Here is a 23255-nt window from a genome sequence, read left to right on the forward strand (position 1 = left end):
CCGCCTGCTGAATAAATAACCTTCTTTTAACAACCTCTTAAAACAGAGTTTGATATAATCACGCAAAATATTTTATATAGGAATATAATTATGGGTAGAGCTTTTGAATATAGAAAAGCAGCTAAAATGAAACGTTGGGGAAATATGTCTAAAGTATTTCCAAAACTTGGAAAAATTATTACTATGGCGGCAAAAGAGGGTGGTACTGATCCTGATATGAATCCGAGACTTCGTACAGCTATTTTAAATGCTAAAGCTGAAAACATGCCTAAAGACAACATCGAAGCGGCGATTAAAAGAGCTACGGCAAAAGATACGGCTGCGATGCTTGAGGTGAACTTTGAAGCAAAAGCACCTCACGGTGTACTACTTTTCATAGAGTGTGCGACTGATAACAACACACGTACTGTCGCAAACGTAAAATCGACTGTAAATAAAAACGGCGGGGAAGTTCTGACAAACGGCTCATTAGAGTTTATGTTCTCTCGTAAAGCGATCTTTGAGTTCGATAAGACTGATGATATGGATATTGAAGAGCTTGAGCTTGAGCTGATAGACGCAGGTCTTGAAGAGATCGAAGAGGAAGAGGGTGTTGTTTTAGTTACTGCTGATTACAAAGATTTCGGAAACCTTCAAAATGCTTTTGAAAAGCTTGGTATAGAGCTGAAAAAAGCGGAACTGCAACGTATTGCAAATACTCCTATAGAACTGACAGATGAGCAGTTAGAAGTCGTCAACAAGATGATCGACAGACTAGAAGACGATGAAGATATCCAGCATATCTTTACAAATATCGCATAAAGAACACATGTAAGAGTCCCTCTTACATGTAAGCATATATTGATGCATACAATCCAAAAAGAATCCACTGCAACCTACGAAGAGAAACAATCAAAATTTATAGCGCATCTCGTGCCCTACAGCGAGTACAAATCTACATTAGAAACACTTAAGCAGGAACATCCAAAAGCAAGACATTTTGTGACCTCATACCGATATATCAACGAGTTTGACCAGATCGTGGAGAACTCAAGCGATGACGGTGAGCCAAAAGGCACGTCAGGCAAGCCGACACTTTCAGTCCTGCAGGGAAAAGAACTGGTAAATACGGGTGTGATCGTCGTACGCTATTTCGGCGGCACGAAACTGGGCACGGGAGGACTTGTCCGTGCATACAGTGATGCTGTCAATATGGCGGTAAATGCCGCAGAACTCATCGAATACAAAAAAGAGGAAACGGCTCTTATCACATTCGCATATACGGATATAGGAAGAGTAGAGTACGAGTGTCAGCAGTGCGAAGTGGATATAGTCGAGAAGAGTTTTGAGACGGATGTAGTGTTTAAGATCAAAGCCGAAAGATCGGCTTTGGAGTGCTTGTTCGCGAAGTTAGATAGAGTTGTTACTCAGTCTTAGCTCTCTTGTCTCTCTAAAATATGCATGACCTATAAAGATCACATAAAAGATACCGCCAAAAAGAATCGCAAACGGGATAAGTGAGACAAGATACAGGACAAATGTCTTGATACGTATGTCGTTGCCTGCAAAGAACATGATCTTTTTATACTCTTCGTTCGTATTTATGTTTGAGGTCACGTCATAAGTAAGCATCTTATGAAAGAAGTAGTACATCGGGATATTGAACATGATGACGTTTAGTATCGGTACGAAATAAAACGGTATGAAGACTATCAGCATAAGAAGCATAGCTAACAGCCATTTTAAGACCTTTAGCATCGAGATGACAATGTTGTCATGTCCTCTCATCTCGACATCGGCATAATGCCTCCTTTGAAGTTCCTTTAACACAAAAGGGGTCAAAAAGGCTATCACGATGACGGCGATAAATATGGAGACGACAAGAGCCAGCATACTTCCTATGGTATAAAATAGAAATGTCACGATCCATGCCGTGATGGCATGTCCCATTAAAAACTCTACGACGGAAGAACCTTGAAAGTCTGCCACATAAGAGTCGGTATTTTCCACACCGTCGATGACATTTGACTGTGTCTGCTCTACATGCAGAGTCGCATTATGCAGCTGTTGTATGGTTGATCCTGCAAAATAGAAAAACAGAGCATAGATGAGGACCATCGTAGCGATAAAAGGAGCTACGGAATATTTCATCATCTTTAGAGTGAAGAAGTCTTTTACGCTTGCTATAAATATTTCATTCTCTTTCATCGCTTGCTCCATAATCTTTGATTTAGTTTTAACTCTTCTATGATCGCTATCGTGAGTTGCAGAGTCTTTACATACTCCATAGCGACTTTGTACTCTAAAAGCGATCTAAACACCGACGGCTCAAAGAGATCCTTATTGTACTCTATGGCCAGGTTCATCTCACCGTTTATAAAAGAGAGATATACAGGCTGCCCTGTCTTTTTCTTCAGGTCCAAGATCCTTTTCATCATCGAGTGCGTCAAGATATATCTGGCTTCTATCTGATCGCTTCCGTAGACTACGAACTCTTTTTCAAATTCGGGATCATCCATCTTGACAAGCTGCTCTCTTGTAAAGTTGTTTGATTGCAGCCAGTTACCTATAAGCGAACCGAATATCCCTTCTGCACTGTCTGGTAAAATTATAGTAGAATTGGAGAAATGTTTGTTAAATGAAGTGACTATAAAAAGACCTTTGAAGATCGTACTCCATGAAGTCCTGCCTTTTGAGTCCTTGTGCTTCTGCTCTGCATGGACATCTGAAAATCTTATATCAACAGAATCGATCGTTCCTGTTACATAGTCATTACCGCTGTACCTGTCGACCTTGTTTGTAAAAAGCTTGGAGTTTCTAAAAACATGTTCCTCTATCATATATGTAGGGTTATATCTTAGATTATTATCTATCTCATGTATAAGAGGCTCTATGACTTTTGTCTTAAACGATGAAGCGTAATCTTTTACCATCAGTTTATAGAGAAATCCACCTCCTGCAGCAAGAGCAAATACAAAGAATATAATGGTGTCCGGATTTATGGATTTTAACCCGTTTGTTAGAAAATAGAGTATTACGAGTGCAATGACGATAATGACAATACCGATTTTAACGATCTTGTCTTTTAAAGCACGTCTCTCCTCTTCCAACTCTTGCAGAGTCGGGTAAAGAGTGTTGTAGTAAAAATCTGTAAGATGGCTGATACTTTTCATATATTATGATTTAAACATCTCTCTTACATTTACATTTTGGCGCTCATCTTCGCTGATGACAAAGACATCTTTTTTAGTAAGACTCATAAACGAAGCCACAAAGTTTGTAGGGAACATCTCGATAGCATTGTTGTAGTCGGTGACTGCCTGGTTGTATGCACGACGAGCTGCAGATATCTGTGACTCTATCTCCGTGAGGTTATGTTGAAGGTTCATAACGTTCTCATTTGCTTTAAGATCGGGATAGTTCTCAACTGCGACCATGATCGAACCGAGTGCCGAAGTGATCTTAGAATCAAGGTCTATCTTCTCTTTGTCGCTAAGATTTGGTTTGTTTGCCTCTGCACGAAGCGCTGTCACCTTTTCAAGTATCGATTTTTCATGTTCCATATATCTTGAAACAGATGCGACGAGATTAGGTATAAGGTCATAACGCTTTTTAAGTACGGCGTCCACACCCCCGAATATATTCTCAACTTGATTTTTCTTTGCTATAAGAGAGTTGTACATAAGTACGATAATAAGAGCTATAACACCGAGGACTATAATCACTGTCATCATTTTGTTCCTTTGTTTTTATGTATTTTATTCTAACATATATTTATTTTGATTTTGTAATATGCTGTGCACATAAGTAGCCTGATGCAAAAGCAAACTGGAAGTTGTAACCTCCGCGCTCACCGATGACGTCTAACACCTCTCCGGCAAAGTAGAGTCCTTTTACTTTTTTGGACTCGAAACTTTTTGCATCTACTTCATAAGTATCGACGCCGCCGCCGCATACTTCAGCATGTTTATACCCATGCGTGTCGATGATCTTCACTCTGTAGTTCTGAAGCTTGTTGATTATCCCTTTAATCATCTTCGTGTTTACATGTAAGGCTTGCACTTTAGGGTCTATGTTCATCTCTTTTAAGATGACAGTTGCAAGTTTAGAGGGGATGATACCGCTTAAAACTGACAGGAAAGAGTTTTGAGGCACTGTCTTGCAAAGATTAACTATCTGTGAGGATAAAGACTGCGGATTGAACTGTGAGATAAGGTTAAGTGATATCTCGACGTTTTGATGGTTTAAAAGGGCTTTAGAGGCTATTTGTGAAATATCCAGTACGGCAAGACCTGACACGCCGTAAGCGGTAAAAAGGATATCTCCTTTAATGCTTTTCTCTTTGAACTTGTCGACATAGACAGAAACTTCTCCACTTATCTTTACTCCTGAGAGCATATCGTTATAGACAGAGTCACTGTGAAGTCCTACAAGCGAAGGGTAGAGTTCTAGCACTGTATGTCCAAAAGAGTGAGCAAACTTCACTCCGTCGTCGTTTCCGCCGAGCTGAGGTGCCGCCTTGAGTCCGCTTGCAATGATAAGTACATCGTAACCGCCGTAACTTTTTTCTTTACATGTAAGCGTAAAACTCTCATCTTTTATGATCGAGTCTATTTTGTGATCGTTAAAGATCTTTACGTCAAGGTTTGAGAGCGTCTCTTCAAAAGCACTCAAAACGCTTTTTGCTTCGTATGAGAGAGGATAGCATTTGCCGTCATCTTTAGAAAATAGAAGCAGTCCGATAGAGTGCATGAACTTTTCCAGCTCATGAAACCCGAACTGCTTTAGAGTCTGTTCGATAAACTGGGGATTATCGGATATATAGTTGGCAGTATCTATATTTTTGTTGGTGATGTTGCAGTGACCGTTGCCCGAAACCAGTATCTTTTTCGCGTTCTTTGCGTTTTGTTCAAAGATATCGACTTCTATGTTGTTTCTGGCAAGGATGGTCGCGGCGGTCAGTCCTGCCGCACCGGCACCGATAATAGCTATTTTTTTCATGGCAAAATTATAGCTAATTATCTATATAAGTAGGGTTGCTCCGTTTGTACTCTCATGTCGACGATCGCGCGTCCGACGGTAAAATGGTACAGCGACTGGTACGAAGCGTCTTGTATGCCCAAAAGCTGATGCATGATATCGTCTAAAAAACAGCCGATGCCCGTAGCATTGAGGCCGACTGATGTGCTTTCAAGGTAAAGCTGCTGTCCAATCGCCCCGCATTCATAGTAAAGCTCTTTATATTTTTGCGGATTATCCTCTTTTAACAGGGATGAGAACTTGCATATCATCCCTAAAGAGAACGCTCCGTCTTTTGCTATGTCTTGGCTGCATGAGATCTGTTTTGCCGCGGCACGGAAATTGCCTCTTCTTAAAAGGTAGAGATCCTCATACACCTCGCTCCACTCAAACGATGCGTCAAGAAGGCCTTTGAGGTTACTAAGATCATCAGCATCTCTTACATAAAGGTACATACCGCTTTCAAACTCATCCACATCATGGACAAAGAGTGCAAGGTGCACGTCTGCTTTTTTAGCATTGACGCTCTCGAGTATGGTCGTAAACTGCTTCTTTGTTATCTTAGAGCGTCCGGCATCCATCATCTGAGCGCTACGTCTTTTCATGACGACCTGTTTTGCCTCCACACTCGGTTCACGTTTGTTTGAAGAGCTTACATGTAAAGGGAGTCTTGAAGTCGGATTGAAGTGGGTGGCATCGTTTATTGCACCGATGATATCCCACTTATGGTGGCTGGAGCTGAGAGTGTTCGCTACAGTAGTATCGTGAGGAGGCATATCTTTTAAAAGAGTATCAATCTTACATGTAATCTCATTCTCCTTTGAGACTACAAGCAGGATGTCGCTCTCTTCATACTCGTAAGGAGTGAACCGCTCCTTCTTGTCAAATCCAAAAAGCGTGTCAATATCTTTTATATCGCATCCATCTACTAAGGAGATGTTCCATCCAAGCATCTTTGCGCTTACATGTAAGGCTCTTAGAGCATGACCAAGATCAAGCTGCGTATATCTAAACGCACGTTCTCCGTACTTCCACACTTCGCGCCAGAGGATGGAGCTTAGCGATACCAAAAAACTCCCCTTAGGAAGCTCTTCCCAAAAAGAGGTGTCAAATTCGCTAAGTATTTCCAAAGAGTGGTCATACGCTGCATAATGGGCGATGGTCGTATGTTCGGATACTCCGACTTGTGGCGGAAGTACGACATACCCTTCTGTAGGCTGCAGGTTTCCGCTTGAAGCGTTGCATCTCAGCGCCCAAGAGGTGCCGTTGGCACTTTTATATGCCGCGATCCCAAGAGAAAACTGAAAAAGCTGTGAAAGAGATTCTAGAAGAAGCGGAGCCTGCGGAACGGCCGTATCGTCAAAAATCAGATGATAGGGCGGAGTTGAATTTTCAAGTGCGAGAGGAAGTTTCACTTTCTTCGCACCTTTGTAACTTCTAAAGGGGTCAGGCTGCGTCGCCCAGTCCATATAGCCGAGTGATGCAGCATATCTGCTTGGCTGATGTTTAGTACGGTCATGATACTTGAGTATTAAATTTAAATCATTCATAGGGTGGATTATGCATCAAAAAGCTTAAAAATTAGGCAATAAATTTCAATCAAATCGATTATCCAAGTGTGCAACAAGAATAATTTAATGCAATTTTTATTATAATCACGCAATTATTTCAAGACAGGGGCATTCTCGAATGGGTGAATTATTTACATTTTTTGGTTTGATTTCAGAAAACCATACTTTCATATTTGTGACACACATGCTATTAACAGCGGCTATCGTACTAGTACTGGCTAAAGTTGCAGTGTCAAATCTACGCGTAGTTCCAACAGGGACTCAAAACATACTAGAAGCATACCTTGGCGGTGTACTTGCAATGGGATCAGATGTAATGGGTAAAGAGGAAGCACGTCGCTACCTTCCACTTGTTGCTACAATCGGTCTATTTGTAGGAGTTGCTAACATTATCGGTATTATTCCGGGTTTTGAAGCACCATCAGCATTTTTGGATTTTACATTAGCGTTGGCTTTAGTAGTTTTCTTCTACTACAACTTTGAAGGTATCCGTCGTAACGGTGTTATCTCTTACTTCGCACACTTCATGGGACCGGTTTGGTGGTTAGCATGGTTAATGTTCCCGATCGAGATCGTTTCTCACATCTCTCGTATCATCTCTCTTAGCTTCCGTCTTTTCGGTAACGTTAAAGGTGACGATATGTTCTTGATGGTAATCCTTATGCTTGCGCCTTGGTTCTTACCTATCATTCCATTTGCACTACTTACTTTTATGGCATTCTTACAAGCGTTCATCTTCATGATGCTTACTTATGTTTATATCGGTGGTGCTATCGCGGTTTCTGACGACCACTAAATCCTATCATGCAAAAAGCGACGTTTGATCGAATCCTCAGCTTTTTGCATGGTGCCTCTTTAGCCTTTGTTATCATAGGCACGTTTATAACATTTAGGATCTTTCTTTTCTTAGGTGTTGTAAACGCTTTTTTAGTCTCATTTGTATTTCTTTTTATCTCATTAGTCGTAACACTGCTGATCGATTCGTTCAGAGTAAACAGACTGCGTCTTGACGAGGTTAAAAAGCAGACACAGATCTTAGAAAAAATTGCAAAGCAACTTGATGATAAAAAGTTACTTGATAACTGACCCCGCGTACTACGGAACAGACACCACTACTTTTACCTCTCAACTCTCAACCATATTTGATAAAAACAGAGTGGATCTTGCTCTTTACAGAGACAAAGAAAACAGCGAATACGTCCGTTTCGCCGAGATATTTATCGCTGCATGTAAGAGCCGAGGGATACTGCCGTTTTTACATCAAGACTATGTGCTTGCAAACAGACTTGGCGCTTACGGAGTCCACCTGACATCTGCTCAGTTTGATGAGATACAAGCAGCAAAAGAGCTCGGACTTTTCGTCGTAGTCAGCACGCATTCTCTAGAAGATATAGAGTATGTGAGCAGACTCGGAGCTGACGCGGTGACATACAGCCCCATCTTTTCGACGCCGAACAAGGGAATTCCCAAGGGTTTAGCTCATTTAAAAGAAATTGTAGGTAAAATAAACACTAAAATAATCGCACTAGGCGGAATCACGACCGATGAACAGGTAAAAGCTGTAGAATCATGCGGTGTGTTTGCTTATGCATCAATAAGAAAATTTATATAAGGTCATATTTATGTTTGAAATAGTCATAGGACTAGAGGTTCACGTTCAACTCAATACAAAAACAAAACTTTTTTGCTCATGCCCGACAAGTTTTAATCATCAACAAAATACAAATACATGTCCTACATGTCTAGCACTTCCGGGAGCTCTTCCTGTTTTTAACAAAGAGGTACTCAAAAAAGCGGTAATGTTCGGGACTGCCATAGGCGCGACAATAAACAGAACTTCATACTTTGACAGAAAGTCTTACTTCTATCCGGACAGCCCTTCAGCTTACCAGATCACTCAGCTTTACACTCCTGTCGTAGAACACGGAAAGTTAGAGATCGACTTTGAAGACGGAAGCAAAAAGATCATCGGTATCAACCGTGCGCACATCGAAGCGGATGCGGGTAAAAACATCCATGACGGCGATATTTCAAAAGTAGACCTGAACCGTGCGGGAACACCGCTTTTAGAGATCGTCTCTGAACCGGATATGAGAAGTGCGGATGAAGCGATACTTTACTTGAAAAAACTTCACTCGATCGTAAGATACCTTGATATCTCCGATGCAAACATGCAAGAGGGGTCTTTCCGTGTGGATGTAAACGTCTCTATCCGTCCTAAAGGCGATGAGAAACTTTACACACGTGTGGAGATCAAAAACATCAACTCATTCAGATTCATCCAAAGAGCTATCGAGCTTGAAGTCGCTCGCCAAAAAGAGGCTTGGGAAGACGGTGTATACGATCAAGAGATCGTTCAAGAGACTCGCCTTTTCGATCAGGCAAAACAAGAGACTAGAAGTATGCGCGGGAAGGAAGAAGCGGCAGATTACCGTTACTTCCCTGAGCCGGACCTGCTTAAAGCGGTAGTGACTGACGAGATCTACGCTGAAGCGACTCAGATTCCTGAACTCCCCGATGAGAAGAAAGAGCGTTTTGTTAAAGATTTCGGCATGAACGAGTACAACGCTTCGGTCATCACTTCTACTTTAGAGATGGCAAAATTCTTTGAAGAGATGATGCAAGAGGGGATCACTGCTAAAAATGCAGTCACTTGGCTTACAGTTGAGCTTCAAGGACGTCTAAAAGGCGGTGTGACAGTCGAGACTTCACCGGTAGATGCGAAAAAACTTGGGACACTAGTCAAACGTATCGAAGACAATACCATAAGCGGTAAAGCGGCAAAAGAGGTGCTTGACTACCTGATGGAAAATGAAAGCGATGTCGACGGTGCTATCGAGAAACTTGGACTAAAACAGGTGAGCGATACAGGCGCTATCGAAGCTATCATAGATGAGATACTCGCTGCAAACCAAGACAAAGTCGCGGAATACAAAAGCGGAAAAGACAAACTGTTCGGATTCTTCGTCGGTCAGACTATGAAAGCTTCAAAAGGAAGTGCGAATCCTCAAGCGGTAAATGACATATTAAAATCAAAATTGAGCTAATATGAATTTAGCAAAGCGTTTGATCATTGGAGCTGTTTTTGCAATAAACGGTTCCAAGAAGTATGAACATTCAAAACGCTTTTTTTATAACTTTTTAGAAAACGATCAATATCGATATAAAAAATATGTCGATATCTTTATGATCGTCCTCATATTTACAAGTGTCTTTATCCTTATCAGAGAGGTAAAGAACGACGTAAATATCTACTTTAAGATGTTTAACGACTATGTTATCTCATTAGTGTTCTTGACGGAGTATCTGCTTCGTTTATGGGTGTATGACAGCTCGACCTCCATCATCATAAGTCAGTATGAGAAAGACACGGCGCTTTCACGCGACTTTCGCCTAGGACGTGCTCTGTATAAGGTCGTAGCATCTAAGTTCGAGCATATCCGCTCTGTCAGTGCCATCATCGACCTTTTGGCTATCGTGCCGTTCTTCCATGAGCTGAGACTTCTTCGTATCTTCATCCTTTTTAGGATATTTAAACTCTTTAGATACACAAGAAGCGTCAAGACTTTTGCTTCTGTACTTTTATCGAAGAAGTTCGAGTTTTTAACGCTTCTTATCTTTACGTCTATTATCGTATTCGTCTCTTCTGTCCTTGTCTATGTCATGGAAGCCCATCTTCCCGACTCACCGATAAAGACACTTTTTGATGCCTTTTACTGGTCTGTAGTGACGATATCGACAGTCGGATACGGTGACGTTGTAGCGGTGAGCGAGCCGGGTCGCATCGTAGCAGTCATCGTCATCGTATCTGGGATCGCGGTTATGGCGTTTACGACATCTTTAGTCGTTTCTGCATTTACCGAGAAGATCGAAGAGATCAAAGAGATAAAAAACATCGAAGATATCGCAAAGCTCAAAAAGATATATCTGATCTGCGGATATAAAGAGATCGGGCGTCAAGTGGCTCTGAAACTTAAAAAGGACGGTGTGAACATCGTCGTTTTAGATACAGATAAAAAACGTGTAGAAGAAGCTGTACATGACGGTTTTATAGCTTTTGACCACGACTCCGGACTGCTCAGTACATATGAAGACCTGAAACTCAACATCAACACTCAAGTCAAATGCATACTGTGTCTGGATGACAGCGATGTCGAAAACATATATACGATACTCACGGTAAGGTCGATAAGCAAGCAGGTCGAGATCATCTCTATTTTACAAAACAAGAAAAATAGAAAGAAACTTGAACTCGCAGGCGTTTCAAATATCATTTTCTCTCAAGAGTTCATAGGGATGATAGCAAAAGAGTACATAGGTCAGCCTGTCGCATTCGAACTGATCCATGCACTGAGATCCGAGACGAACGGTATACAGATATCGGAAGTACTTGTAGACGACGTCATGATCAAATACAACGGTACCATCGCAGATATAGAAAGCAGCAGGTTTAAGCTTTTACTTCTGGGCATATATAAAAGTGCACAGCAGCACTTCTTGTTCAATCCCATAGACTCTACACTGCTTGAAACAGGTGATATGCTTATCGTCGTGGGCGATTATGTGTTTATCGACGAGTTCAAAAAACATCTCCATAAAAAGAGTGCCAGATGAGATCAGCCGTCATATTCGGATACAATGAGTTTGCACTAGAGATTGCAAACAGTCTAAAGACAAAATACAGCGATATTGCTCTTTTTGTACTCGAAGACAAGGAGTTGAGACTGCTTCAAGACAATAACTTTAAAGTCTCGAAGTTCAGTATAGAAGACGACTGGTTAAACCTGCAGGGAGAGTACGATATAGATGAACTCATCGTCTTCTGTGCGCTTGAGGACACGGCGGAAAACATCTTTTTGACCATCTCTTTAAGAGCTGTCTATGAAAACCTGATCATCATAGCGCTCTCTTCGGATCAGGAAAGCGGCAGAAAGCTTAAAATGGCGGGTGCGAACAAGATAATCCCTATCACTCAGACGACGGTGAACATCATCACGGAGATGATCGAACGTCCTTTTGTGACAGAGATACTCAACAACATCCTTTACTCTGACGATGAACTAAAGATAGCGCAGGTCACGATCGAGAAAGATTCCGAGGTGATCGGAAAAAGTGTAGAGAGCATCGATTGGAAAAACAGGTACGGACTGCTTGTGGTCGCTATCATCAGAGAGAACCTCGACACCTCTTTTATCTATACAAAAAAGGCAAACCGCGAGGCTATGAAAGAGGATGATGTTTTAGTCATCGTAGGTTATGAAAACGATATTACAGAATTTGAAAAAACAATAGGAAGGAGAAACAATGTTAATTGGCGTGATTGGAGCTGGTAAGTGGGGAACGGCTCTAGCCTATGCACTGTCTGAGAAAAATGAGGTCTATATAACCTCAAGAACACCCAGAGATATGAAAAACTTTGTCTCTCTAGAGGAGATACTGAAGATCGAGTATCTTGTCATCGCTATACCTGCGCAGGAAGTATCCAAATGGCTTGAACATAACTACAATTTCAAGAATCATAAGATAATGGTGGCCGCAAAAGGGATAGAAGCAAGCACAGGAAGGTTTTTAAACGAGATATATTCCAAGTATGTCCCTGAGTCGAACATCTGCTTTCTATCGGGTCCGTCTTTTGCCACAGAGGTGATGAAGTCACTTCCCACAGCTGTTGTGGTAAACTCGAAAAATGAGGAGCTGAGCGCTAAATTCGCATCGTTTTTCCCCTCTTTTATGAAGACATACACATCAACGGATGTCATAGGTGCAGAGATAGCGGGGGCATATAAAAATGTTATCGCCATCGCTGCAGGTATCTGTGACGGGTTTGATCTTGGAAAGAATGCAGCAGCTTCACTCATAGCGCGCGGACTTGTCGAGATGCAGAGGTTCGGCCACTGCTACGGTGCAAAAGATGAGAGTTTCATAGGTCTAAGCGGTGCGGGAGACCTTTTCCTCACAGCATCATCCACGATGTCAAGAAACTTCAGGGTAGGCCACGGTCTGGCTGCCGGAAAATCTAAAGAGCAGATAGTCCAAGAGCTAGGCGAAGTAGCAGAGGGCATCGGAACGGCTTACGCCTTACATGTAATAGCCGAGGAGAAGAAGATCTATCTCCCGATAGCTACGGAAGTCTACAAGATACTCGAAGGCAAAGACCCAAAAGAGAGTCTGAAAGACCTGCTTACGCAGTAGGTCTTTTCGTTTAAATATTAAATGAGATTTTGGAGACAAAAAAAGGGATACAGATGAATTTTGAACAAATTGATTTAACTGGCTGTAGATTAATTGGTGCGATATGGGAATTAGGACATATCGGTCCAAAGCATCATGCAGTAATTATTGGAAAAAATCTTGATGATGATTTGATATATATTGCAGAAAATATGCATACAGGCTATCAATTAGTTACATTAGATGATTTTAAAAGCCGATATTCAAAAAATGGAGATATCAAAGTCCAAGTAAATGATGGTAATAAGACTAATCTAGAAGTAGCGCAAGATGCACTTAATGTAATATATTCAAAAACGAAGAAAAAATATAATTTGATTTCTAATAATTGTGAATCTTTTGTAAATCAAGTTACCCATGGACATTCTATAAGCACTCAAGTTCTAACAACTATTGGTGGATTGATTTTAATAGCTGGAATATGGTATTTACAAAAAAAGAATGGAAAAATCATATAATTATACCAAAGAAATTATTGAAAATTAATCACAAGCTATGAGTTACATATCATAATAATAAAGGACATTTAAATGGAATATGTAGATGATTATTCTGGATATGGAAATCAAGTCCTTTATAAAATGTGTGAAGAAAGACCTTTACATAATGATATTGATACAATTCGTTCTAAACTTTGGATTATTGGTAGAGCATATGCAGCTTCAATAGAACGAAAAGCTGGAGAAGAATTTAATATTGAAGATGTAGCTGAAATTCTAAAAGAATCGAAGCTAGATCAAGAAATTGAAAACCTCAATAAAATAGGAAGAATTGATCAAAATAATATTGAAGTCCTTCTTGGCACTCATGATTATTTGATGCAATTATTTAAGAAAATTACTGGACTAGAAAAGCGTTCTTTAGCATCTAAGTATCTACATTTTCATGCCCCAAAGTCTGTATTTATTTATGATTCAATTGTACGAAATGAATTGAGAAAAAGACTTAGAGCAATTGGAAAAACAAGATTTCCTATTTCGAAAAAATATGATTCTGAATATGAATCACATGTTCTAAGATGCATATACTATAGAGATAAAATATACGAAAAACAATTTGAAGCATTAGTAAGTCCAAGGAAATTAGATTCAAGCCTTTATGGATATTAATGAATCTAATATTTTTACATGAAGGTTTTCTATTTTGAGAAACTAATATGAGTGAACATATCCAAGACTCCTTACGCGAACAAACACGAGGTGAAGAACTCGCAAACAGCATTAGCCACACCGTAGCATTCATCGCGATGCTGGTCGGGACGCCTTTTCTCATCATAAATGCAGTGAAGCAGGGAGATGTCGGACAGATCGTCGGTACCAGTATCTTTTCTGCGACTGCGATACTGCTTTATCTCTCCTCTGCTATCTACCATGGACTTGTTGTGGGAAAGGCAAAAGACCTCTTTAGGATCATCGAGAACTCCGCTATATTCTTTCTTATTGCAGGCACATACACACCTTTTACACTTGGTGTATTAAAAGGAGGGTGGGGCTGGAGTATTTTTGGTGTTGTCTGGGGTCTTGTGGTCGTCGGGGTCGCGCTGAAAGTCTTTGAAAGAAAACCCCATCCCGTTATCTCTATGATCCTCTACCTTCTGATGGGTTGGCTTATGATCGTCGCGGCTTATCCTTTGTTTGTCAAGATGCCCATAGAGGGTATAGTCTTGCTTGTTACCGGAGGCTTGTTCTACACTCTTGGCGTGGTGTTCTTTTTAACAGACCACAAGTTGCGCTATGGACATTTGATCTGGCATCTTTTTGTTATGGCCGGAACCGCATGTCACTACTTCGCGGTTCTCTGGTATGCCCTCTGAGGTTCGTAAGCAGCAAGACTCGCCACACTCACTAAATTATGTTAAAATAGTTTAAAACATAAAGGTCTATTATTTTGAGTGAGCAGTTTATACAGGTAAAAAAGATATCGACAGCGGTTTTAGTGGGCGTTGTCATCTACTTTCTCTCATTCTCTTTTTTCAGCATTGCACAGAGCTCTTTACTTGGTATCATCGCTTTTTTAGTCGTCTTGTGGACGAACGAGGGGCTTCCACTAGCAGTAGTGTCTTTGATGCCCATCGTGCTTTTTCCCGCTTTTGGAATACTCTCGACAAAAGAGACATCCATAAACTACTCAAATCCCATCATATACCTCTTTTTAGGCGGTTTCTTACTTGCTATTGCCGTTGAGAAGACGGGGCTTCATCGTTACTTGGCTGAGAAGATACTCTCCTTTTTCCCAAAGACGGCTCGAGGGATCATCTTCTCTTTGATAGTGACATCCGCACTTTTAAGCTCCATCCTTTCAAACACGACGACCACGCTTCTGCTCATCCCCATCGCTATCTATCTGACGGAGGATGCAAGACTGAAGATGCGCTTTGCGCTTGCCATCGCTTACGGTGCGAGTGTGGGCGGCATCATGACCCCCATCGGCACACCGCCGAACCTCATACTGCTTGGCATCATGCAGGAACACTCTTTAGCGCTGATACCGTTTTTTAAATGGATATGGATGGTCGCACCTCTTTCACTTGCTATGATAGCCGTTGTCGGATCTTTGCTGAGCATCGGTGTCAAAAACATAAAGCTGCAAAGAGATGCGCAGAAGCTGTCACTTACCAAGGATCAGAAGAAAGTCGTTTTCATTCTGCTCGGGTTGATGGCACTGCTACTTTTAAACGCTCCCATCAGACCCTACTGGAACGGTTTGGGATTTAACGAGAGTGCTATGCTTTTGGCCGCGGGGCTTCTTCTGTTTGTCGCTCCTTTTGACATACTCAACTGGATGCAGGACAAGGAGCATATCCCCTACAGGATCATGTTTCTCTTTGGTGCGGGCTTTTCCATAGCCGATGCGTTCTCAAAGATAGGTCTGGCAAACGAACTTGCAGGTTACATCCTGCAGGTCACGACGCTCTCTCCGATGCTGCTGATACTCTTTGTCGCGGTGATGATAACTTTTACGACGGAGATCACCTCGAACACGGCGCTTATCTCCATAATGCTGCCGGTGATCTATGCAGTTGCACAAAAGGCGGGCATAAACACGACACTGTTTATGATGATAGCGACCATCTGCGCCTCATACGCTTTTATGCTGCCTATCGCCACCCCTCCAAACGCCATCGCGATGAGCAGCGGAGTCGTTCATGTAAAAACGATGATGAAATATGGCTTAGTTTTAAATATTGTAGGTATAATTTTAGTCGTTTTAATAGCCGAATTTTTTTGGAAAAATGTATTATAAAAAGGAAAATAAATGATCGTTCATATAGTGATGTTTAAATTTAAAGAGCATGATAAAGAGCAAAACATCTTAAAGATAAAAGAGATGTTAGAGAGCCTGCCATCAAAGATAGAGGAACTAAACACAATGGAAGTGGGAGTTGACTTTAACGGCAGTGAACGTGCTTATGATATGAGTCTTTACTCGACGTTCGATACAAAACACGGACTCAGCGTGTATGCGACACATCCTGCACATCTAGAGGTGCTTTCGTTCATAAAAGAAGTAGTCGAGACTACAAAAGTGGTAGATTACGAGAAGTAAACATGGGATGGACATGTCAGCATGATCTCAAAGGACACTGCAAACTTTTAAACGTCCCGTGTGTCCCTGGGATCAAAGGATGTACTTTAAACAAAGGTGCGGATGTGGTCTTTACTACGGGAAGTTATGAAGAGGATAAAAAACGTAAAGAGGATGAAAAAGAGGAGATAGACTTCAGCGCCTTGGCTAGAAGTAACTAAGAGTTCTCTATCTCTTCGACTTTCTCCTCTATGCTCAGCAGCTCTTCTACTTTCTGTTCATAAAGCTCTTCGAGTTTTGCAAGCTCGTCTGCTAAGACCGTGATGCCTATCTTCTCATAGCATTTAGGGTCTGCCAGACAGTTTTTCTTCTCATCTATCTGTGCTTCGAGCTCATCTATCTCGGATGGGAGCTTTTCAAGCGCGATCTTCTCTTTGTATGTCAGTTTCAGCGTCTTTTGTTTGACACGTTCTACAGGTTTCTCTTTGACGCTCTCTTTTTCCATCTCTGAAAGCTCTTGAAGTTCACGCTCCAACTCCAGATACTCTGAGTACTGCTGATAGCTCTCCTCTATCTTTGCATCGCCTTTAAAGATAAAAAGCTTTTTAGCGATCTTGTCGACAAAGTATCTGTCGTGGCTGACGATGATGACCGCACCCGGAAAGCTGACGAGTTTCTCTTCCAAGATGTTAATAGTCGGGATATCGAGGTCGTTTGTCGGCTCATCGAGGATGAGGATATCCACTTTTTTAGTAAATAAAAGTGCAAGAGCGACACGGTTTTTTTCCCCGCCGCTGAGTACTCCCACTTTTTTATCCAAAAACTCTCTCGGGAAAAGGAAGTTCTTCAGGTAGCCGTAAACGTGCATGTTCTTGCCCTGTACATCGACTCTGTCTCCGCCGTTTGGACAAAACGTCTCTATGAGGTCTTTACTGTCATCAAGCATCTCTCTGTGCTGGTCGAAGTACCCGATGGTAAAGTCACCGCGGTTTATGACGCCGCTTGTCGGCTTGATACGTCCCAAAAGTGCTTTAAGAAGAGTCGATTTTCCGCTTCCGTTTGGTCCGACTATGGCGATGACGTCTTTTTGCAGGATACGCGTACTGAAGTCGTCTATCAGTTTTTTAGTCCCGAGAGTGATACTGAGGTTCTCTACCTCAAAAAGCATCTTCTGTCTGTTGACGCTTTTGTCACGGTTGAAGTTTTTTGCTTCACGTTCAAGCTCTACGCTCATCTTGCGGATCTTGGCAGGGTTTGTCTTTGCATCTTCACGAAGTTCCATAAGACGGGCTTTTCTTCCCTCGTTACGTTTGAGCCTTGCACGAACCCCTCTGCTATACCACTCGTTTTCTGACTTTACGAGTCTTAAAAGGTTCTCATGCTGTTTTTGAAGTGTGCGAAGGATCTCCTCTTTTTGTGTCAGATAGTCGCTGTATCCGCCTTTGAACTCACGCAGTTTACAGTCTTCGACCTCAATGCTTTTTGTCGCGACCCTGTCTATGAAATACCTATCGTGAGAGATAAAGACAAGCGTGAACTTCTCTTTTAAGAGCAGTTCCTCTAAAAACTCGACCATGTAGACGTCAAGGTGGTTGGTAGGCTCGTCAAGAAGCAGTACATCAGGTTTTTGAAGAAGTAAAGAGGCGAGGGCGACACGTCTTTGCTCTCCACCGCTTAGAAGAAGTACGGGTTTGTCCTCATACTCTTTGAGCTTGAAATGCTCTATGATCCTTTCTATCTTATCATCGAGACTCCAGGCACTGTGGTGGTCTAGATAATGTCCGAGTTTTGAATGCTCGTCTAAAAGGTTTCTGTTCTCAAAATCATCGGCAAGTAAAATGGAAAGCTCGTCATATCTTATTTTAGCATCTATAAGCTCTTTCAAGCCGTCTTTTACAGCTTCCCTTACACTTTGCCCCTCTTTGAACTCAGGACGCTGTGAGAGCATCTTTACTTCAAGGTCTTGACGGGTGATGCGCTCTCCTGCATCTGCATCGAGAGAACCGTCGACTATCTTCATAAGAGTCGATTTCCCGCTGCCGTTTTTTCCGATGATGACGATGCGCTCACCCTCATCGACGTGAAAGTTTATATTTTCTAAGATCTTTTGAGCTTCATAATGTTTTGAAATATTTAGTAGGTCTATAAGTGCCATTATCTGTCTTTACATGTAAGGTTTATAAAAACCGTATTTTACTAGATTGTGGATTAAAAACAGATACGTTTTGCAACGTACCATGTCGCGATCGCTTTGTCCGTGTAATGGAACTCCTGCTGATTTAAAGGGATGACCTCGTTTCTAAGTTTTGAGCGGATGATGCCTACGATCAAAAAAGTGATAAGAAGTGTGGCACCTGCTATGAAGTAATCATAAAGATACCAAGCAATGAGTGCGGCGATGACGGTAGTGAACTTTAGAAAAAAGGAGATGATAAAAACCAGCACTCTGCATTTTTTCTTTTCGATCTTCGGTGTCGGTTCTATCAGTTCTAAAAAATCATCTTCCATATTCAGAATCCAATATCTTCAAATCTGTATATTTCATCAAGTATTTGCCCTTGCATCTATTAAAGTTAAAAGATTTTATCATTAGATTATTAAAAGAATGTTAACTGACGTAAAAACAAATAAAAAAATAGACTTAAGTCGTCATGGTGTCTAAAAGGTTTAAGAGAGAGATTCTCTATTTTAGGTATGATTACAGTATTAAAATGAAAGGATTGATATGTCAGAACCAAATTTAGAAGATATTACCGATTACAACACGCTTAAAGGCCAGAAAAAAAGGGTTGTGTGGGCAGTCATCCTAGCGGGACTCATAATCGGTGTCGTTTATGTAGTAAGCTATAACTATTTTTCTAATGTTACAGATTCAATTCACGTTGAAAAAAATATAGGCACTATACCCGTAAAATAAACTCATAAAGGTTTTATAAACAGATGTTGATGACAATGATAGTGATATATTCTTTTTATGTACTGGCAAACCTCTATGTGAGTGTGATGCAAATAGGGTATATATCGCAGGCAAAAAGAAAAGCTCCCGTATTGATGGAGTGTGACGAGTATATAAAAGCAGCTAACTATAGCATTGCAAAAGAGCGCCTCTCTATGGCAAGAACGATAGTCGACTATATGGCAGTACTTGCGTGGATAGGTTTTGGTATAACATACTTAAGTGATTATATTTTTTTAGAAAATGATGCATTAAAAAGTGTCGCGGTAGTACTCGGTTTTATTTTGATCAACTCAGTGATATCGCTGCCGTTTTCTGTTTATGAGAAGTTTACTTTAGATGAGAAATTTGGATTTAATAAATCGACCGTAGGACAGTTTGTAAAAGATACGTTTGTGACATTGGTACTGAGCATCGTTTTCGGCGGACTTGTCATTTGGGGCGTTTATCTTATCATGACGACTTTTGAACTCTGGTGGTTATGGAGTTTTGTATTTATCTTCGGTGTCATCATCCTGATAAATATGTTTTTTCCTACCGTCAGAGCGATGTTCTTTGACAAACTTACTCCTCTAGAGGATGAGAAACTGGCTCGTGATATCCAGGAGTTGATGGATAAGACAGGCTTTGTGAGCAGCGGCGTGTTTATAAGCGATGCGAGTAAACGCGATGCAAGACTAAACGCGTATTTCGGCGGTCTTGGAAAGACAAAAAGAGTAGTACTTTTTGACACGCTTTTAGAAAAACTGGAGTCAAAAGAGCTGCTTGCCGTTTTAGGACATGAGCTTGGGCACTTTGCGCACGGCGATATCTACAAGAATATAGCACTGGTAGGCGGTATGCTGTTTGCGATGTTCGCTGTTTTTGGAAACCTGCCGGAGAGTTTATATCTTGAGATGGGTCTTTCCCCGTCGCCGTACATCGTTATGATCCTGTTTTTGATATTTATGCCTGTTTTAGGGTTTATTATGATGCCTATCATGGGAATCGTCAGCAGACACAATGAGTATGAAGCGGATAAGATGGGAGCAGAGCTCGGCGGAGCAAGCGGCGAGATAGAACTGGCAAATGCACTGAAAAAGCTTGTGACCGAAAACAAAAGTTTTCCGCTTTCACATCCCGTTTACATATTTTTTCACTATACGCATCCGCCTGTTATCGAAAGATTAAAGGCATTGGGTGTAGATATAGCGGTCAATGATACAACAGCTTTAGAGGGAACATGCCCGAATATAGACTAGAAGAATTACAAAAAGAGTTAGTCGAGATCTTAAACGGCAAGATAGAAAGAGCCGCGAGAGAAGCGCAACTGATACTTATGCATTCGTTACAACGTGATGAACTGTGGCTTATGATGCATAAAGACGAGATCATTACAAATGCCGATGAGATCATCGAAAAGGCAAAAAGACGTTCAAAAAACGAGCCTCTTGAATACATTACAAACAGTGTTAGTTTTTACTCGCAGGAGTTCTTTATAGATTACGGGGCACTTATCCCAAGACCTGAGACGGAACTGCTTATAGACGAGGTTCTAAAGCGCATAGACGACAGAGATGCCGTAATGACTTTTGCTGAGGTGGGAGTAGGCAGCGGGATCATCTCCATCGTCTTGGCACAACATCTGCCAAATGCGAAGTTTATCGCCGTAGATATTTCAGAGGCTGCTATAAAGATCGCAAGAGAGAACATCAAAAGGTTCGGACTTCAAGAGAGGATAGAACTAAGACACGGTTCTTTACTGGAACCTGTAGATGAGAAGATCGATTTTCTTGTCTCAAACCCTCCATATATAGCCGATGACGCACCTTTGGAGTCAAATCTTTCCTATGAACCGCAAAACGCCTTATTTGGCGGAGAGATCGGCGACGAGATCATAAGAGAACTTCTTATAGAGTTTTTAAACAGAGATATTAATTGGTTCAGTTGTGAGATGGGTTATGATCAAAGAGATAAAATAGTAAACTTTTTATCTGATAAGAGTTGTCCAAACATAGACTTTTACAAAGACCTGAGCGGTTTTGACAGAGGTTTTACATTATTAAAGGCGAGAGATGAATAAAAGAATATATGTAGATTTTAGTTATTTGATTTTGCTTGCGGCATCATTCGGCGCTGTTATGGTTTTAGGCGTCATAGTCGCTCCCGTGATCTTCCATACGGATAGGCTCACCGTAGATCTTTTGATAGACCATTATAACTCAGGCGTTATTATGAGTGAGATCTTTTTGAGATTTAGCTATTTTATATATTTTCTCAGCTTTTGTGTGGCTCTTTATGAAGCTGTTATGTACAAGATGGGACAAAGAGATAAGACACTGTTTTACTCGGCATTTCTTGTCGTGACGACAGCATTGTTGTTTAGCGGTGTGTATGTTCCAAAGATACTTGAACTTCAGGCTATGGGCAGAGAAGCGACAACGAGTGACACTTTTGACAATCTTCATATAGCAAGCGAGTTGGACTTCAAGATACTTGCTATCGCTTTGATCGTTTTATTTGTAAGACGTCTTATGCTTTTAAGACGCAGTTAGTAGTAAACTAGATCGTATCTTTCTTCGTTCCGAACTTTTCTTCCCACCACTCTTGCGGTGAGAGGCTTGTCTTTTTCAGACTCTCTTCATCAAACGGATAATCATAATTATTGCAGTATGTAAGCACAGTCTCGTAAGCTTCATTTATCTGTGAGCTCATCTTTGTAGCAGTATCGATGTCATCCTTGTGTTTATCGGGATGCCATTTTTTCATTAATGTTCTGTATCTGTTTTTTATTTCTATAAGTGAGGCTTTTTCGCCAAGGCCAAGGAGTGTTTTGGCCTTGATAAGTTTTTCAAAGGAGGACAAAGTGGATCAGTCTTGTTGTCTTCTCATATATGTAGGTACTTCAAGATAATCATCACCTACATCGCCGCCCACAACAAGTCTTGGACGAACAACTGCTCTTGGAGGAGCTTTTACTTCAGGTTCAAAATCACTGTTATTTGTGTTGATACCTTTTTCAAATCCTGTCGCAACTAAAGTGATACGTACAAAATCTTCCGGAAGAGTCTCATCAGTAGATGTACCGAAGATAACTTCTGCATCTTCATGTGCACTTTCATGTACGACTTCCATAGAGTTGGCAAGTTCCATCATCGGGAAGTTCGGGTGCATGTTAAAGTGTACTAACACACCCATTGCTCCGTTGATAGACATATTGTCTAGTAAAGGAGACTCGATAGCTGCTTTGATAGCTTCATAAGCAGCATTTTCACCTTGATGCTCACCCACACCCATAAGTGCCATACCGCGATGACTCATAACAGTTTGTAAGTCGGCAAAGTCAAGGTTGATATCATTATCGCCGCTTGAAAGGATAACACCAGATGTTCCGCTGACAGCTTGTGCCAAGACAGAATCGACGATCTTGAAACTTTCTTTCATCCCTAGTTTACGATCGATGATAGATAAGAGCTTGTCATTTGGAATAACGACGATCGAATCACTCTCTTGTTTAAGCTCTTCAAGTCCGCTTTCTGCAAGTTTAAGACGTTTTCTTCCTTCGAATAAAAACGGTTTTGTAACGATAGAGATAGTTAAAGCACCTACCTCTTTTGCGATCTGTGCGACAACAGGAGCAGCACCAGTACCTGTTCCTCCGCCTAGACCTGCTGCAACGAAAACGATATCTGCGCCTTCAAGTGCAGTACGTATCTCATCATAGCTCTCTAATGCAGATTCTTTACCGATCTCCGGTTTCATACCTGCACCAAGACCTTTAGTAAGTTTTGTACCGATCTGGATTCTTGTAGATGCAGTCGACTCATCAAGAACTTGAGCATCTGTATTTACAACTATCATATCGATCCCGCTAACGCCTTCGCGAAGCATATGACCGATCATATTACCACCGCCGCCGCCGACACCGACTGCAACTATACGAGCACCGCTTGTCGCTCTTGCTTCTTCTACTGAAAATGGATCCATCTTACACA

At 41.3% G+C, this 23255-nt stretch carries 28 protein-coding genes; 19 read left to right on the plus strand and 9 right to left on the minus strand.

The features are described from left to right. The first annotated feature begins 90 nt into the window (after positions 1-90). Entirely contained in the window at positions 91-801 is a 711-nt protein-coding gene (locus tag WCX87_RS04045; protein ID WP_345980762.1) for a YebC/PmpR family DNA-binding transcriptional regulator, read from the plus strand. 42 nt (positions 802-843) lie between these two features. After that, positions 844-1416: a YigZ family protein gene (locus tag WCX87_RS04050; protein ID WP_345980763.1), complete on the plus strand. Its 573-nt coding sequence runs from the start codon at positions 844-846 to the stop codon at positions 1414-1416. Here the strand turns inward: WCX87_RS04050 and WCX87_RS04055 are convergent. Genes WCX87_RS04055 through WCX87_RS04075 form a run of 5 tightly spaced genes read right to left on the minus strand, consistent with a single transcriptional unit; the run spans position 1390 to position 6548 of the window. Beyond that, complete coding sequence (locus WCX87_RS04055) at positions 1390-2187, minus strand: EI24 domain-containing protein (protein WP_345980764.1); 798 nt, start codon at positions 2185-2187, stop codon at positions 1390-1392. The genes WCX87_RS04050 and WCX87_RS04055 overlap by 27 nt on opposite strands. Beyond that, positions 2184-3152 carry a DUF3137 domain-containing protein gene (locus tag WCX87_RS04060; protein WP_345980765.1) on the minus strand — a complete coding sequence of 323 codons (969 nt, stop codon included), beginning with the start codon at positions 3150-3152 and terminating at the stop codon, positions 2184-2186. The genes WCX87_RS04055 and WCX87_RS04060 overlap by 4 nt, the downstream gene beginning before the upstream one ends. A 3-nt stretch (positions 3153-3155) precedes the next feature. Continuing rightward, positions 3156-3713 (minus strand): LemA family protein, encoded by a 558-nt coding sequence (locus tag WCX87_RS04065; protein ID WP_345980766.1) that lies wholly within the window; start codon positions 3711-3713, stop codon positions 3156-3158. A 40-nt stretch (positions 3714-3753) separates the two neighbouring features. Beyond that, a complete protein-coding gene (locus tag WCX87_RS04070; RefSeq protein WP_345980767.1) occupies positions 3754-4980 on the minus strand; it encodes an NAD(P)/FAD-dependent oxidoreductase in 1227 nt (408 codons plus the stop codon). Between the two features lie 17 nt (positions 4981-4997). Next, positions 4998-6548 carry a nitroreductase family protein gene (locus WCX87_RS04075; RefSeq protein ID WP_345980768.1) on the minus strand — a complete coding sequence of 517 codons (1551 nt, stop codon included), beginning with the start codon at positions 6546-6548 and terminating at the stop codon, positions 4998-5000. A gap of 139 nt (positions 6549-6687) precedes the next feature. Here WCX87_RS04075 and WCX87_RS04080 point away from each other — a divergent pair, with 139 nt between their 5' ends. The 13 genes from WCX87_RS04080 to WCX87_RS04140 all read left to right on the plus strand — a co-directional run bounded on the left by WCX87_RS04080 (position 6688) and on the right by WCX87_RS04140 (position 16546). Continuing rightward, positions 6688-7365, plus strand: coding sequence for a F0F1 ATP synthase subunit A (locus WCX87_RS04080; protein WP_345980769.1), 678 nt, complete (start codon positions 6688-6690; stop codon positions 7363-7365). 8 nt (positions 7366-7373) lie between these two features. Continuing rightward, a complete protein-coding gene (locus tag WCX87_RS04085) occupies positions 7374-7655 on the plus strand; it encodes a hypothetical protein (protein WP_345980770.1) in 282 nt (93 codons plus the stop codon). Next, entirely contained in the window at positions 7630-8181 is a 552-nt protein-coding gene (locus tag WCX87_RS04090; protein WP_345980771.1) for a thiamine phosphate synthase, read from the plus strand. The genes WCX87_RS04085 and WCX87_RS04090 overlap by 26 nt, the downstream gene beginning before the upstream one ends. A gap of 10 nt (positions 8182-8191) precedes the next feature. Then, the gene (gene gatB, locus WCX87_RS04095; RefSeq protein WP_345980772.1) at positions 8192-9616 is read left to right on the plus strand and encodes an Asp-tRNA(Asn)/Glu-tRNA(Gln) amidotransferase subunit GatB; all 1425 of its coding nucleotides are present in this window, start codon (positions 8192-8194) and stop codon (positions 9614-9616) included. Between the two features lies 1 nt (position 9617). Next, a complete protein-coding gene (locus tag WCX87_RS04100; protein WP_345980773.1) occupies positions 9618-11183 on the plus strand; it encodes an ion transporter in 1566 nt (521 codons plus the stop codon). Further along, entirely contained in the window at positions 11180-11902 is a 723-nt protein-coding gene (locus tag WCX87_RS04105) for an NAD-binding protein (RefSeq protein WP_345980774.1), read from the plus strand. Before WCX87_RS04100 ends, WCX87_RS04105 begins: the two co-directional genes overlap by 4 nt. After that, entirely contained in the window at positions 11874-12761 is an 888-nt protein-coding gene (locus WCX87_RS04110) for an NAD(P)H-dependent glycerol-3-phosphate dehydrogenase (RefSeq protein ID WP_345980775.1), read from the plus strand. Before WCX87_RS04105 ends, WCX87_RS04110 begins: the two co-directional genes overlap by 29 nt. 53 nt (positions 12762-12814) lie before the next feature. Beyond that, positions 12815-13258 carry a hypothetical protein gene (locus tag WCX87_RS04115; RefSeq protein ID WP_345980777.1) on the plus strand — a complete coding sequence of 148 codons (444 nt, stop codon included), beginning with the start codon at positions 12815-12817 and terminating at the stop codon, positions 13256-13258. Positions 13259-13330: 72 nt separating this feature from the next. Next, complete coding sequence (locus WCX87_RS04120) at positions 13331-13909, plus strand: hypothetical protein (RefSeq protein WP_345980778.1); 579 nt, start codon at positions 13331-13333, stop codon at positions 13907-13909. A 47-nt stretch (positions 13910-13956) separates the two neighbouring features. Continuing rightward, on the plus strand, positions 13957-14613 hold the full coding sequence (locus WCX87_RS04125; protein ID WP_345980779.1) for a hemolysin III family protein: 657 nt from the start codon (positions 13957-13959) through the stop codon (positions 14611-14613). Positions 14614-14687: 74 nt separating this feature from the next. After that, complete coding sequence (locus tag WCX87_RS04130; protein ID WP_345980780.1) at positions 14688-16043, plus strand: DASS family sodium-coupled anion symporter; 1356 nt, start codon at positions 14688-14690, stop codon at positions 16041-16043. A gap of 12 nt (positions 16044-16055) precedes the next feature. After that, a complete protein-coding gene (locus tag WCX87_RS04135; RefSeq protein ID WP_345980781.1) occupies positions 16056-16346 on the plus strand; it encodes a Dabb family protein in 291 nt (96 codons plus the stop codon). Positions 16347-16348: 2 nt separating this feature from the next. Further along, entirely contained in the window at positions 16349-16546 is a 198-nt protein-coding gene (locus WCX87_RS04140; protein ID WP_345980782.1) for a hypothetical protein, read from the plus strand. On the opposite strand, the gene WCX87_RS04145 is transcribed toward WCX87_RS04140, so the two are convergent. Then, entirely contained in the window at positions 16543-18480 is a 1938-nt protein-coding gene (locus WCX87_RS04145) for an ABC-F family ATP-binding cassette domain-containing protein (RefSeq protein ID WP_345980783.1), read from the minus strand. The two genes, WCX87_RS04140 and WCX87_RS04145, sit on opposite strands and share 4 nt — an antisense overlap. A gap of 53 nt (positions 18481-18533) precedes the next feature. Then, positions 18534-18833, minus strand: coding sequence for a hypothetical protein (locus WCX87_RS04150; protein WP_345980784.1), 300 nt, complete (start codon positions 18831-18833; stop codon positions 18534-18536). A gap of 217 nt (positions 18834-19050) precedes the next feature. Here WCX87_RS04150 and WCX87_RS04155 point away from each other — a divergent pair, with 217 nt between their 5' ends. The 4 genes from WCX87_RS04155 to WCX87_RS04170 are packed head-to-tail and all read left to right on the plus strand — an operon-like array spanning position 19051 to position 21815. Next, positions 19051-19242, plus strand: coding sequence for a hypothetical protein (locus WCX87_RS04155; RefSeq protein WP_345980785.1), 192 nt, complete (start codon positions 19051-19053; stop codon positions 19240-19242). Positions 19243-19271: 29 nt separating this feature from the next. Further along, complete coding sequence (locus WCX87_RS04160; protein ID WP_345981093.1) at positions 19272-20522, plus strand: M48 family metallopeptidase; 1251 nt, start codon at positions 19272-19274, stop codon at positions 20520-20522. Next, a complete protein-coding gene (gene prmC, locus WCX87_RS04165; RefSeq protein WP_345980786.1) occupies positions 20504-21343 on the plus strand; it encodes a peptide chain release factor N(5)-glutamine methyltransferase in 840 nt (279 codons plus the stop codon). The genes WCX87_RS04160 and prmC overlap by 19 nt, the downstream gene beginning before the upstream one ends. Further along, positions 21336-21815, plus strand: coding sequence for a DUF4149 domain-containing protein (locus WCX87_RS04170; protein WP_345980787.1), 480 nt, complete (start codon positions 21336-21338; stop codon positions 21813-21815). The genes prmC and WCX87_RS04170 overlap by 8 nt, the downstream gene beginning before the upstream one ends. Positions 21816-21822: 7 nt before the next feature. On the opposite strand, the gene WCX87_RS04175 is transcribed toward WCX87_RS04170, so the two are convergent. Beyond that, a complete protein-coding gene (locus tag WCX87_RS04175; protein ID WP_345980788.1) occupies positions 21823-22125 on the minus strand; it encodes a J domain-containing protein in 303 nt (100 codons plus the stop codon). Between the two features lie 6 nt (positions 22126-22131). Beyond that, positions 22132-23247: a cell division protein FtsZ gene (gene ftsZ / locus WCX87_RS04180; protein WP_345980789.1), complete on the minus strand. Its 1116-nt coding sequence runs from the start codon at positions 23245-23247 to the stop codon at positions 22132-22134. Positions 23248-23255 lie beyond the last annotated feature (8 nt).

The sequence above is a fragment of the Sulfurimonas sp. HSL3-2 genome, from assembly GCF_039645965.1.
GTDB lineage: Bacteria > Campylobacterota > Campylobacteria > Campylobacterales > Sulfurimonadaceae > Hydrocurvibacter > Hydrocurvibacter mobilis.